The sequence below is a fragment of the Pedobacter sp. W3I1 genome, from assembly GCF_030816015.1.
Classification (GTDB): domain Bacteria; phylum Bacteroidota; class Bacteroidia; order Sphingobacteriales; family Sphingobacteriaceae; genus Pedobacter.
Map to the genome: position 1 here is coordinate 3,997,141 of NZ_JAUSXN010000001.1, position 13,857 is coordinate 4,010,997.

Annotated in this window: 12 protein-coding genes; 5 read left to right on the forward strand and 7 right to left on the reverse strand. The window is 38.8% G+C overall.

The features are described from left to right. Nucleotides 1-8: 8 nt before the first annotated feature. Nucleotides 9-1,100: a PepSY domain-containing protein gene (locus QF042_RS16455; RefSeq protein ID WP_307530309.1), complete on the reverse strand. Its 1,092-nt coding sequence runs from the start codon at nucleotides 1,098-1,100 to the stop codon at nucleotides 9-11. A gap of 3 nt (nucleotides 1,101-1,103) precedes the next feature. Then, nucleotides 1,104-3,413 (reverse strand): TonB-dependent receptor, encoded by a 2,310-nt coding sequence (locus QF042_RS16460; protein ID WP_307530312.1) that lies wholly within the window; start codon nucleotides 3,411-3,413, stop codon nucleotides 1,104-1,106. Nucleotides 3,414-3,616: 203 nt separating this feature from the next. Here QF042_RS16460 and QF042_RS16465 point away from each other — a divergent pair, with 203 nt between their 5' ends. From QF042_RS16465 to QF042_RS16480, 4 genes are all read left to right on the forward strand, one after another. Continuing rightward, complete coding sequence (locus QF042_RS16465) at nucleotides 3,617-4,405, forward strand: SDR family oxidoreductase (RefSeq protein WP_307530314.1); 789 nt, start codon at nucleotides 3,617-3,619, stop codon at nucleotides 4,403-4,405. Nucleotides 4,406-5,272: 867 nt separating this feature from the next. Beyond that, entirely contained in the window at nucleotides 5,273-6,079 is an 807-nt protein-coding gene (locus tag QF042_RS16470) for a phytanoyl-CoA dioxygenase family protein (RefSeq protein WP_307530316.1), read from the forward strand. A gap of 157 nt (nucleotides 6,080-6,236) precedes the next feature. Further along, nucleotides 6,237-6,926 carry a CDP-alcohol phosphatidyltransferase gene (locus QF042_RS16475; protein WP_307530318.1) on the forward strand — a complete coding sequence of 230 codons (690 nt, stop codon included), beginning with the start codon at nucleotides 6,237-6,239 and terminating at the stop codon, nucleotides 6,924-6,926. Next, nucleotides 6,926-7,393, forward strand: a complete 468-nt coding sequence (locus tag QF042_RS16480; RefSeq protein WP_307530320.1) for a GtrA family protein — start codon at nucleotides 6,926-6,928, stop codon at nucleotides 7,391-7,393. Before QF042_RS16475 ends, QF042_RS16480 begins: the two co-directional genes overlap by 1 nt. Before the next feature lie 343 nt (nucleotides 7,394-7,736). Here the strand turns inward: QF042_RS16480 and QF042_RS16485 are convergent, their stop codons facing one another. From QF042_RS16485 to QF042_RS16505, 5 genes are all read right to left on the reverse strand, one after another. Further along, nucleotides 7,737-8,828: a phosphotransferase enzyme family protein gene (locus tag QF042_RS16485; protein ID WP_307530323.1), complete on the reverse strand. Its 1,092-nt coding sequence runs from the start codon at nucleotides 8,826-8,828 to the stop codon at nucleotides 7,737-7,739. 121 nt (nucleotides 8,829-8,949) lie between these two features. Then, nucleotides 8,950-10,302: a Gfo/Idh/MocA family protein gene (locus QF042_RS16490; protein ID WP_307530325.1), complete on the reverse strand. Its 1,353-nt coding sequence runs from the start codon at nucleotides 10,300-10,302 to the stop codon at nucleotides 8,950-8,952. Nucleotides 10,303-10,410: 108 nt separating this feature from the next. Next, a complete protein-coding gene (locus QF042_RS16495; RefSeq protein WP_307530327.1) occupies nucleotides 10,411-10,725 on the reverse strand; it encodes a beta-galactosidase in 315 nt (104 codons plus the stop codon). A 375-nt stretch (nucleotides 10,726-11,100) separates the two neighbouring features. Beyond that, nucleotides 11,101-11,559, reverse strand: coding sequence for a hypothetical protein (locus QF042_RS16500; RefSeq protein WP_307530329.1), 459 nt, complete (start codon nucleotides 11,557-11,559; stop codon nucleotides 11,101-11,103). Nucleotides 11,560-11,573: 14 nt separating this feature from the next. Continuing rightward, entirely contained in the window at nucleotides 11,574-12,083 is a 510-nt protein-coding gene (locus tag QF042_RS16505) for an MBL fold metallo-hydrolase (protein ID WP_307530332.1), read from the reverse strand. A 118-nt stretch (nucleotides 12,084-12,201) separates the two neighbouring features. Here QF042_RS16505 and QF042_RS16510 point away from each other — a divergent pair, with 118 nt between their 5' ends. Then, entirely contained in the window at nucleotides 12,202-12,555 is a 354-nt protein-coding gene (locus QF042_RS16510; RefSeq protein ID WP_307530334.1) for a helix-turn-helix domain-containing protein, read from the forward strand. Nucleotides 12,556-13,857: the final 1,302 nt, after the last annotated feature.

Sequence of the window (13,857 nt, forward strand, 5' to 3'; positions counted from 1 at the left end):
AATAGATTTTATGCTTTCTTTCTGGGCTTTTTCCTTTTCTTCCACCAGATGATAAAACCGGTAATCGGCAAACTCGCTGCAACCAAAGCCGCTAAAAAAGAAAGAATTTTATTTGGAAGCCCCAAAAGCCTGCCTGTGTGCAGATCGTAATTGGTGGCTTCTATTAAATCGGCTCCATTAAAATCTTTATACAGTTTAGCTCTGGTCATTGTGCCAGTAGCTTCCTCATAAAAAAAGGTATTCTGGTTGCGTGCCCAACGGTACGGATAGATCATCCTTAACCGCAGTTCGCCTTTGCCACGCAGCGAAAAACTAGTAGAAATAACACCAGGGTATTTAATTTTGGCTTCAGTGTAAATTTTATTGTAACGTATGGGTACGGAGTCAATATGCGTAGGTTTGGCTAAAACGATAGCTTTGCCCTGCCCTAATTTACTTCCGGTAAAAAAGCTGGCTGCATTTTTCACCTCTTTAAATGCAAAGTACAAACCGCTTAAAGCAGTAAGCAATAGCACAACTGATGCATAAAAGCCCAATACGTTGTGTAAATCGTAATTTAGTCGTTTAAATGAAGCTTTCCTTTTAATAGTTAACGATTGTTTTAATAACCGCATTTGGCCAGGAAACCAGAGTACCAGCCCCGTGATCAGCATCAGTACAAAAATAACCACCGACCACTGCATAATAAACTTCCCGGGTTTACCTAACAATAGCGAGGTATGGATATGTTCTACAACCTGGAGCCAATCTTCACCACCCTTTTTAACTAAAGTGGCATCGTAAGGGTTAAAGTAGTAAACCATTCCCTTTTTACTGATAATTTCGACCGTTGCATTGGGCAGCGCATCTTCAATTCTGATCAGCCTTAGTTCATCTTTAGGCGAAAGTTTTTCGAATCCCGAAATCACTTTATCTAAACCTATAAAAGGCTTTTGTTGAAGCCGTACGTAGCGAAAATCTTTTTGTGTAAAATCCCTGATCTCTTCTTCAAAGATATACAGCGCACCTGTTACACTAATAATAAATACCACCAGGCCAGTTGCCAGGCCGAGCCAGAGATGAATGTTCCTGATGGTATTTTTAAAATTCTTTTTCTTCATTGCCTAAAAAGCGTAACCTAGCGAAAGGTTAAATCTGCGTCCATTCCCCCTCACATAATTTACATTGCTGCCATAAAACTGAGAAATAGCAGGATAATAAACTTTATTCAATAAATTTTCTACACCTACCGATAGTTTTAAAGGTTGTGTAACCTGATATACTGCTGCAACATTAAATAAGTTAAAGGCTTTTACCGGACCCTCGCCGATTAAATATTTACCTGCAGCATTGGTTTTAAAACGGTCGCGATTTCCAACACGCATCCAGTTTACATCCAGACTTAAATTTTTAATGCCTGAATATTTTAGATAAACAGTAGTTTTTGATGGAGGGATACGCGTTGTGTTTAAATACACATCTTTCTCTCCGTTAAAATTACCATCATCATCTACATCGCCTTTTCCTTCTACTTGGGCATAATTACCACCAATGCTCAGCTCTTGTAAAACCTGATAATCAGCCTGGATTTCGAATCCATAAACACGCTCAGGAATACGTTGAGAGATATAAGTGCCATTTACTTCTAAAAGATTGGCGCCCAGTTTGGAAGTGCTGTAGTAATAAGCTGCGCTGAAATTCAGTTTGCCTAGGCTGCTGCTAAAACCAGCTTCATAATTGTTTACAATGATTGGTTTAGTATCCAACTGCGATAAAGTATTGCTTTTTGCTGCCCTTAACACCCTGCCTAGCTCAAATACCGAGAATGACTGTGCATAACTGATAAAGGGGTTAAAAAACTTGAATTTTGAATAACGTGCACCAGCATTAAACACCAAAGCATTGTAATTTAATTTACCGCCCTGCACCGCTATACTCCCTGCACCATTTGCACCCGTAGCCAGGGTATTAAAATCGTCTACATCAATGTTAATATTTTCGACTCTTAAACCGCCTTTTATTGTTAAATCATTAATTAAAGTTGCAGAAGCCTGTAAGTAGGGTGCAAAGTTCACCATATTCATATTAGGCACCCATAAACGGCCATCAGTTAAACTTTGAGCAGTTTTATCATTCATTAAATCTAAACCATAGTTCAATTGCATGGGCACCTCATCTGTAACGTTAAAAGGGGTGTTCAAGTTTACCCTTGCGCCCTTTTTAGTAGAGGTAATGGCCGATTGGCCGCTTCCGAAAAATGATGCTGAGTTAGAATAAATGGTATAAAAGTCCTGATAATATACATTGGCTGTTAAATCCGTTTTACCGAAAATCTGCTGATTGGTGTATTGTAAATTAACATTATGGTTAAATCTTGTTCCTTCATCTTCACCCAATCTTGTTCCATAAATACCAATAGCCGGCGATTGACCGTAAACGCCATCTTTGGTTAGGTATTTAGAATGCTGTCTGGAGCTGAAATAATTATACATTACCTGTAAACGTTGCTTTGGGGTAAAGTTATAACCTACTTTTACAAAACCATTGTAAGATTTAGTTTCACCAAGGCCATATTCCGGCGAGATGACCAGGCCTTCAGCATCGCGGAAAACACCCGTTTTTTCAAACATGCCGCTTACCAGGTAATCAAATTTACCTGTTTTACCATAAAGCTGTTGCGAAAAACGGTAGCCAATGGTGCTATCGCCTTTTAAGTTTCCTGTAATTCCGGCTTGAGAGTAACCTCCGAATGATTTTCCTTTGTCGGCCTTTTTAGTAATATAATTAATCAAGCCGCCTTCTGCACCATTACCATAAATAGCGGTGGCACCTTTAATCACTTCAACACGCTCAATAACTGAAGGATCTATACTGCGAATGTCTCTTCCTCCTGCTCTTAGTGGCGTAGATTGTGGAATACCATCAATTAATACCAAAACATTTCTACCTCGCAAAGTCTGACCAGAGTTCCCTGTTTGATTGGTAGAAAAACCTAATCCAGGGACACTGTAGGAAAGTATGTTAGCCAAATTCGGGCTGATGGTTGATTGTGTATTCAATTCCTTAGCGGTAAGCACCGTCACCGATGATGGCGTTTGCGATAATGATTCTGGCCTTCTGCTTGCCGAAACAATGACGTCGTTAAGTTCTGAGTGCTGCTCTTTTAAAACAAATGTTACCTGAGTGGTATCATTTGCAGTAACTGATACACCCTGTTCAAACTGATCGTAACCTGTAATCGAAATCTTAATCTGTTGGTTTCCTACAGGGACAGCTGTTAATTTAAATGCACCTGTTTTATCAGAAGTGGTTTTAAGATTCTGTTTTTTAACCTGTATGTTGGCGAAAGGTATGCTATTCCCCAACGAATCGACAACTTTTCCGCTAATTGTTCCCTTCCCTGTTTGTGCAAAGAGGGTGATTGTGGATAGCATAATAAGAGTCGTGGCAAAAAATTTTATGTATGGGTGTTTCATGCAATTTTAAATTTCGGCAAAGCTAACATTATTTAGACTCGTTAAAAATAATAAATGAAAAAAGATAGCTAACCGGCATTTAATCATGCAACATTTTAAAATAAATAAGGCATAAGATTTAATTTATTTGATATTTGCGTTAAATCGTTTTGAGTAAAAAGATGTTGGAAACAAAGATTACGTACGCCATGATAACCGGAGCCAGTAAAGGTATTGGCAAATCGATGGCCATTGCGCTGGCCAGGAGAAAAATCAATCTGTTGCTTATTTCCCGCTCCACTGATGAATTAGGTGTTTTACAAACCGCTATTAAAAACCAATATGGGGTTGAAGTGCATATCCTGGCAATCGATCTTAGCCAGGCGCAAGCCCCAAAAGCAGTATATAACTGGATAACAGAAAAGAATTACGCCATTCATATACTGATTAACAATGCAGGTTACGGATTGTGGGGGAAATTTGGAGAACTGGATTTAGGTGCCCAGTTAGAAATGTGTCAATTAAACATGACTACAGTAACTTCATTGTGCCATTTATTGCTTCCAGTCCTTTCAGCAGAAAAAAAAGCATATATACTTAACGTATGCAGTACTGCAGCCTACCAGGCGGTACCAACCCTGGCCATTTATTCGGCAACTAAAGCCTTTGTTTTATCTTTTACGAGGGCATTAAGGTTCGAACTTAAAGATGGCCCGGTTTCAGTAAGTTGCCTAAGCCCTGGCCCTGTTGATACTGGTTTTGCACACCGCGCCGGACTGGATGCTTTTAGCAAAATGGCGGAGAAATTTAATATGAAACCCGATGAAGTGGCCGAAATTGCCATTAAAGGAATGTTCGCCGGAAAATCTGAAATTATTCCAGGTTTTACCAATATTATCAGTGTGTATGCCAATAGGATCCTGTCGAAAGGGTTCATCGAAAAAATGGCCGCAGGGATTTATAAGACTTGATAAAGTCTGAAAGTTAGAGGTCGGACGATTACTATCGCATACTCACCTTCTATGATTTTAGTCTATGTGCAGTCAGATGTTTCCATGAATTATCATGGTTGATGCATGAGTGTAGGATGGTAACATCCAACACCACGGATAAATAGAAGTAGTTTGTAAAATGGTTTGGAAATGAGCAGTTCTGCGTGCTTGGCAGCTGTAGTCCCGCTCCATTACAAGTCCGTCCCGATGAATCGGGATTCCTCGTTTATGGGCTTTTCATTACATTCGGGTTTAGGAACAAAGTTTCTGTAACCTGCAACACGAAAATGAAATGCTATTTTAGCCATTTAGCCCCGGTTGAAGCGTTACCCTGCAGCAACGAGGTACGAGGAAGCGAAGCGTAAAAGTGGAAAACGGGAAGAAACTCATTGATTTGCACAGATATTGCGCTCCAAATAAAATCGTTTTTAATAAAACCCTTAGTGTCGGATGGTAATAGCTAGCACCACGAGGTTGTGCAGTTAGATGTTACCATCTGACTGATCATATACCTCATTTCCATGAATTATCTTTGTCGATGTATGAGTGTCGGATGGTAACATCCAACACCACGGATAATTTAGAAACGGAATGTAGTGTCAGATGGTAATAGCTAACACTACAGAATACTTCTCCAAAAAAAATATTTTAAATAAAATTCTTTCGTATATTAAACGAATGTTACATTTGTATTAAATACTACTAATTCTATAGGATATGTCGAATAAAACAAATACGTTTTATTTTCCTTCAGTACCGAACCACTCGCCAATGCGAATGTGCTGTTGCTGCGCATAACTCTATCTCTAATTTACCCTTTTCCTTAAATCTTTTAAATTATTAAACATGGCCACATCGTATCCAACCTTTACCTTATCTGAACAATTAACACAAGAACAGCTTGATTTTTTTAACACACATGGGTTTATCCATTTCAAGAATTTCATCAAACCCGAAACGGTTTCTTCCATTATCGATGCTTCTAAACAAGTAGAACAAAAATGGATACAAGAAGATGTTAAAAAAATAAATGGGGTGCCAATTAAATACGGAAAAGATCTTGACGGCTCCGCAATTGTACAACGTTTTGCCTTTATTAACCAGCAACATCAAACTTTAAGCGGTCTGCTATTAGATCCACGCTTTAACGCCCTTCTTCAGTTGGCAGGAGATGGTGCACGCCTGGGTACTGAAGAAAAAGACGGCATGGTATTTAACCACTATATTAATGGACCGGAAAGTAAGTTCAGTAAAATGGGCTGGCATACGGATGGTTTAAGGGATATTTTCTATGGTATTAAACTGAACCCGATGCTCAATGTAGGCATCCACTTGAGCACTTTAAAACCAGAAAATGGCGGGTTGAAAATTATCCCGGGTACGCACAAACAAAGTATTTACCAAATGCTTTTCCGCAAAAAATACTTCCTGGATAACAAACCTGATGCTGAAGAAGTATCAATATTACCAGAAGCAGGAGATTTAACCATCCACGATGGAAGACTGTGGCACAGGGTGGCAGAATCGGCCATTCGGGGCGAGGAAAGTAGACGACGTGTAATCTATATTCCAATTATCGCAGGAAAATATACCCCAAAAAATGAGAATAGTCCAACCGTATTTTACCAGCGTTTTGCCGGAATTGTAAAATAAATTATGTTATTTGCCCTATTATTTACTTACCTGGTCAGATCAGGGAAGTTAAAGCGAATAACTGAGTTTTCTAAGGGAATTCCGAAGAAAATCAGTTTAAAATTTTATCGACCGGAAACAGCCATACTTTTTGGCTTTATACTGGTAGGGGCTTAAATTGGAGGGTAATATTAAAAAGGAAGAAGACCATTCAGATGGCAAAAGGGTATTTTCAGATCGGGAACGGACTAATATTTTACGTAAGGGCGAACAAAGCCTGATCCTTTTTTTACTTAAAAGGGTTCCAAAATGGATTACGCCCAATATCATGACGGGTATTGGCATGTTTGGATCACTGATTGTTTTTTCAGGCTTTATTTTGGGTAGTTTTTATGCCAAGAGTTATTTGCTAATCGGAATTTTGGGATTTATGATCAACTGGCTTGGCGATTCGCTTGATGGCAGATTGGCCTATTTCCGTAAAATACCAAGAAAATGGTATGGTTTTGCACTCGACATTACAATGGATTGGCTCAGTATTATCCTGATTGGTTTGGGCTACTACTATTATGCTGGTGAAAACACACAAATTTTCGCTTTTCTATTCGTGGTATTATATGGCTGGTCTATGATTATTTCTCAGCTCCGTTATAAAATTACAGGCTTTTATCAAATCGATTCGGGTTCTTTAGGTCCAACCGAGTTACGGGTAATTATTTCACTTGTCCTGATAGCCGAAACTTTATTAACAGGCAGTATTACTTATTTCGCAATTGCAATGGTTACGCTGTTATTGATCTTCAACATTATTGATACGTTTAAACTTTTAAAAGCAGGCGATGCTAAAGACAAGGAGGAGAAAATATAATGACCTGGGCATCTGTTAAACTTTTCCTCAAAGCACAGGTATCTGCTTTTTCGGGAGGCGTTACCGATTACGGCTTAATGATATTGCTAACAGAATGGTTGCATATCTATTTTGCCTTTTCGATCTTAATTTCTGGAACGCTTGGCGGGATTGTTAATTTTTGCATCAACCGTTACTGGGCATTTAAAACTGATGATGGCTATTGCAGCTCTACCAGTGGACAACTCATTCGTTTTTTCACCGTAGTTTTGGGGAGTATCTCTTTAAAATCTGGTGGTACCTATCTCCTACACCAAAGCTTAAATGTAGATTATAAAATTGGCAGGCTTTTAATCGACAGTGTGGTTTCCTACGGATTTAACTATCCCCTAATGAAATATTGGGTGTTCAAAATCAATAAACTAAGTGCTTCTGAAGCAGATGATGAAGATTACTTTGAAAGGCTTGGCGAAAAACAACGGGCTTAAATGCCTGCTTATACCCATTTGCAACAGATGAATTTACCCTATCAAACGTTTGCGCGTTATTTGTTAATGCAAGGCTAATCCGAGGGATAGTTTATTTTCTAAAATCAATATAAATCCCAGGAAATTTTAAGGAGATGATGGCTTTCGAAATGTCGTCATTGCGAAGCCAATCCTTCATTGGATGAAGCAATCTTTATAGCAAGAATATTAATTATGAAAGATTGCTTCGTCGTGCCTTCTCGCAATGACGACCCTTCTATAGTGATCTGTCATTGTTAAAGGTAAAAAGAATGTCCAGCCCAAACGATGAAGCATAAAAACTGAACACCCTGCCTTTACCTTATTAGTTTAATATTGTTTTAGCGTCGTTCACTCTATTTTCATTAATTTTCTTAATAATTCCTTCAAATTCTGCTTCTTTAGCAATATACTTATTCAGTAAATCGATCTGATTTAAGCCCCTTACTAAATTATGCTCAGGATAATTTGTTTTATAGTAAATATCGCCGTTTAAAAAATCGGCTATAAACCTTACCGCCTGCATGTAAATCATAAATTTACCCGAATAAATAAAGAATTGTTTTTCGGTAAAGGCCAAAACCTGGTCCATTTCTTCCATGTAGCCTTTGTGTATGGCAGCAAAAACATCTTCTCTAATGGCTATTTTGCTAAAATCTTTTTCTTCTTCATTGGCTTCTGAGAGATAAGTACGCATCATATCCCCTACATCGCTAATAAAGTATCCGGGCATTACAGTATCTAAATCGATTACGCATAAACCCAGGCCAGTTTCGGCCTGTAGCAATACATTGCTAATTTTGGTATCGTGGTGTACAACACGTAAATTAAGCGCACCACTATCAACCATGTGCACATACTGCTCTTCTATATTATAATGTCTGATAATCTCTTCTATAGCAAACTTTGCTTCATTAATCCTTTCGTCGCCAGCTTGTTCTAAAGCTTTTTTAAACTGCTCTACACGCAAGGGCAGGTTATGAAAATCTTCGATAGTGGGCTTTAATTTTTGTACGTTGAAGGCACAAAGCATCCTGGTAAATTTACCAAACTGTTTGGCAGCGTGATAAGCTTGCTCAGGCTCATGTACAAAATCAATAGAGCAAGAATTTTCTACAAATGGAAAAATCCGGTAAAAGTGATTGTCAATAACCACAAAATCATCTCCATTCGAAGCCGTAATTGGGGCAACAAATAGATATTTAGGGGCTGTTTGATCGAGATATTTTTTTATTGTCTCAATATTTTGAGCAATATTTTGAGGCTGGCGAAAAACCTCTGTATTTACCTCTTGCAAGATATAGGCTAGTCCTTCACCGTAAACCTTCCAGGTATGGTTAATTAAGCCCGAGCCGAAAGGTTCAATTTTAAATTTTTCTGCGTTAAGTCCATAAGCACCTAATACTGCTTGAAACATAAGATGGTAATATATTTGAATGAAAATTGTTTCAGAAAAATCAATAAATAAAATGATAGCCCTGAATAAAACTGCTTGTAAATTAAGCGGGTAAGCCATATGACATTACCCGCAAACGAGACTAAAAACCGCTATCGTCTAAAGCGAAAGTATTTTTACGATCTTTCCATTTTCCTTTTGTAAAATCAGGGAATTTTTGTGGCATATTTCCTTCTTTTAAAGATTTGGTAGAAAGTGGCATAATTACACTCATGGTAACTGAATCATATACGTCAATTGGTGTTTGTTTTTTCTGCTTTACCGCCTGGATAAATCCATTAAATACAAACCAGTCCATACCACCGTGACCGGCGCCTACTGCTTCTGCTTCATATTTTTTCCAAAGTGGGTGATCGTATTTAGCAAACCATTCCTGAGCTGGATCCCATACATCATCTTTCTTCGATTTATGATCGATGTAAACTGATTTGTTTACATCCATCCAAAGACCTTTTGTTCCCTGTACCCTAAAACCGATAGAATATGGCCTGGGTAAGTGGGTATCGTGACTCAACAATACGGTTTCGCCGTTTGCACAGTTGATCATTGTAGTGGTAACATCACCATTTTTATAGTTAATCTTAGCGTTAGGATGACCTGGAGAAACTTCTTCTACGTAAGCGGCCAAACCCCTTGCTTTAGAACTGAACGATACCAAACTGGTAAAGCTATTTCCCCTGTTAATGTTAGCATATTGCATTAATGGGCCAACACCGTGGGTTGGATATAAATCGCCATCCTGATCGATGTTAAATTGCGTACGCCATTGCGCCTCGCTTAGTGCTTTTGGCCCAAACTCTACCCCACCTCCGTAATAATCTTTACCATTGTTAAAAAGTACGTTTCTTAAGTTGTGCTGGTAACCACCTTCAAGGTGCACCAATTCGCCGAAAAGGCCCTGTCTAACCATATTTAAAGCCGCCATTACATCTCTACGGTAACAAACGTTTTCTAAGGTCATGTAAGGCATTCCTGTTTTTTCAGAAGTATTTACAATATCCCAATGATCCTGAACACTTAAACCTGCAATTACCTCGCAGCCTACATATTTACCAGCTTTCATCGCATCAACTGCCTGATCTCTGTGAAACTGCCATGGTGTGGCGATAATTACGGCATCGATATCTTTACGATCTAACAGTTTTTTATAAGCATCTAAACCACCAGTATATTCTGTTGCTGCTGGTCTGCCTTTTTTCGCTATAAAATTACGGCAGATTTTAAGTGAGCTTTCCTGGGTATCGCAAATTGCAACAATTTCTACATCGTCTCTTAAGGCACCTTCAGAGATATGGCTCATACCTCGTGCACCCACACCGATATAACCTACTCTTACTTTTCCACTGTCTGATGATGCAAATAAACTTCCGGTTGGCAGGATGGTTAAACCCGCAGCCGTAAATGCACCATTTTTGATAAAATCTCTACGTTCCATTTGTGTTTTTTAATATTTATTGTTTAGTTTTTTAATTGGTCCGGTTAATACTGAACAAACGTTTTACTTGCTATTATTTCGCACTTTTTCGTACCAAAAGCCATTCAGTTACAGCTCATTAATGGGGCTAAAGGTTTTGGTCCAGGCAAACTGATCAGGTTGTTTTTCGTGTATATTTCTGAATAAGTAAGCATAAACCGTATTTAAACCCCTTGTTTTGGCCATTTGCGAACGTTGTTTCCACCCGGCTTTTGGTATACTGGCAAAATGCATTTCGCCACAGTGTATAACATACGGCTTGTCATTAAGCTCAAAAGACCCGGTACCTATTGCAAAGGTGCTTTCTCTTTGGGGCCAGCTATTAAAGGATAGGGTTATTAATAGTCCTAGAACAAGTGTTTTTTTAAGCAAACGGGTACGCATTTGTGCTGGTCTTTTTCGGTTTTATTGATTTGTATTTTTTAAAAGTAGAACAAGCAAATGAGCATTACAACATAAATATCAGCGCAAACGATTGACTAATTTTAAGATGATCAATTATTTTAATCCCAAATCAAATCATCTATTTCCACAGCTTATTTAGCCTACGCTTTAATGCTCCTGCAACAAGCACCATCACCAAAAAATAGATTATAATAAAAAGAGGCTGTATCATAAGTTGTGATTCCATTCAAACTTGCCACGTTGAGCTTCCCGAAGAATCGGGACAAGTAGTCGAAACACTTTGCGAGGCATTTAAACAGGCCCTTCGACAGGCTCAGGATGACAATCTATATTTATGATACAGCCTCAAAAGAACTAACCTGGCAGTGCTGATGGCACCTGTACCCATTCAAAACCTTTCCCTTTTTGCCTTACGTGGCCCACACCCGGCCAGGGGAGATGATACGAGAATACCATGGCCCGTGTATCGGTCAATTGTTGCAGCACCTTTTCGCGACTCTGTACGGCCAGTTCGAAATTGGTATCGCCTTCAAAGCCCCACTCAGGGTGTTCAAAAACCAATATGGGCGAATGGACCAGATCGGCCACATGGAAAAGCGATTCGCCTGCCGAAAAGATTTCGGTAACGGTATGGCCTGGGGTATGGCCAGGTGCGAGTTTTAATTTAATGCAACCTAATAGTATTTCACCATCATTAAACAGATGGAGTGTTTTTTTAACAGCCATTATATTTTTCCGGGCCACATTTACCACCAGTTTTTTAAGGGCTTCATCTTTTATTTTGCTTTTAGAAAAATCGGGTTCACCATTCATCCAGAAATCGTGCTCTATTTTAGACAGATAAATCTTTGCATTAGGAAATACCAGTTGCCTGCAGCATTGGTTAAGCCACCAATATGATCGGGGTGTGCGTGCGAAATCACTACATCGGTTATTGCGGCTGTAGTTATCCCTGCCCTCTTTAGGTTATCGGTTAACCAACCCGAATCTTTACCGAAATTAGCCCCGCAGCCAGTATCGATTAAGATCGTTTTATCATCCTTTTTTACGATGAGGATATTAATACCCAGATCTACTTCTTTTGTAGAGGCAAAATTATCCTTTAATAGGGTTTCTACTTCAGCAGCAGGTATGCCAGGCGCGAAGTTGGGCTGTACAGGTTTCATGAGGATGTGTCCGTCGGTTACGACCATTAAATCGAGCGTACCCAATTTAAAGCTGTGGAAACTATTGGCCGTGGGTAAATTGTTCCTGGTGGCTGAAAATACTTTATCGATACCTGTGAGGCCGAGCAGGGTGAGCACCGAGGCGGTTCTTATAGCGGTTCTTCTATCCATATCTTTTTTCTTCAAAGCTAAATCATTGTTATCTTTACATCAAGTATGTACTTTTAAGTATCCTACATACCTTTTGTAATCTATTACTGATTATCAGGCAGATAAAAATTAAAAAAGAATGAAACCCAAAGAAACAAAGGCCTATTGTGCAGTCGACTTTGCTTTCCAACGCATTGGCGGGAAATATAGAGGTCGGATTTTATGGTATTTGCATGAGAACAATGTACTCCGCTACGGGGAACTTAAAAGGTTATTAAAAGGGATTACCACCAAAATGCTTACCCAAACTTTAAGGGAGTTAGAGCAGGATAAAATGGTTAACCGTAAGGTATATCTCGAAGTGCCGCCAAAGGTGGAATATACCCTTACTCCTGCCACTGAAGAACTGATCCCGTTTATCAAAAACATCAGGGATTGGGCCGATAGAAGAATAGCGGAAGAGCCGGTTAATGCAGAAAAAATGGAGTGTTAGCGTTGGTAACTCAGCTCTTATCCCGTACCGAACATAAATAATGGTATAAGCGCTTATTCGAAATCGTTTTATTGGATTTGGAAAGCAGGATCCGGCAGGTTTGTTATGGTTTCTTCCGGCTTTCCGATGCGATCTTTTTTGCTCAACACCGAAACTCAGGCCGCAAAAAAGGATCTCCTCTGCAATTCGGTTTAGAAAAATAGTGTTGTGGTTCTATTTGGGGCTGTAAAATGCATAGAACTAGCCTCCGACCAAAACGATTGAATCTTACTAAAACAGCGTGTTAACGTGGTTATTTCAGTCCTTTCCCATACCGAACATAAATAATGGTATAAGTGCTTATTCTGAAATCGTTTTATTTGGATTTGGAAAGCAGGTTCCGGCAGGCTGTTTTGGTTTCTTCCGGCTTTCCGATGCGATCTTTTTTGCTCAACACCGAAACTCAGGCCGCAAAAAAGGATCTCCTCTGCAATCCGGTTTAGAAAAATAGTGTTGTGGTACTATTTGGGGCTGTAAAATGCATAGAACTAGCCTCCGACCAAAATAATCGAATCTTATTAATGCAAAAAAACAGCATGTTAACGTTGGTTAATCCAGTCCTTTCCCATACCGGACATAAATAATGGTATAGGCGCTTATTCGAAATCTGTTTTATTTGGAAAGCATGATCCCGGTAGCTTTGTTATAGTTTCTTCCGGCTTTCCGATGCGATCTTTTTTGCCAATACCAAAGCTCAGGCCGCAAAAAAGGATCTCCTCTGCAATCTGGTTTAGAAAAATAGTTTTGTGGTACTATTTGGGGCTGTAAAATGCATAGAACTAGCCTCCGACCAAAATGATTGAATCTTTATCATAAGTTGTGGTTCCATTCGAAGTTGTCACGTTGAGCTTCCCAAAGAATCGGGACAAGTAGTCGAAACGCTTTAGAGGGCAATAAACAGGTCCTTCGACAAACTCAGGATGACAATTCTATATTTATGATACAGCCTTTTTTCCGCAGGTATATAACGAATATTCGCTTTTTCTTAGAAAATCTTTAGACTTCATTTTGCTAGTTGTAAAATATAGTTTTTTACTTCTTCTTAGGTTTATTCGGTTTGTCGGTAATTTGATTTAAAGTTGCAGCCTCTTTCAATAAATAACGTTTTATAAGTTCGATTAACTCTTTCATAAAATTAAGTTGTTGTTATGCGTTCATGAGTATTTTAATTTCACAATTCAATCCACAACAATATTACTAAAAATATTAGTAATTAAAAATTCATTTTACCAACATTCTCTTAGTTGCATCAAAGATTTTTTT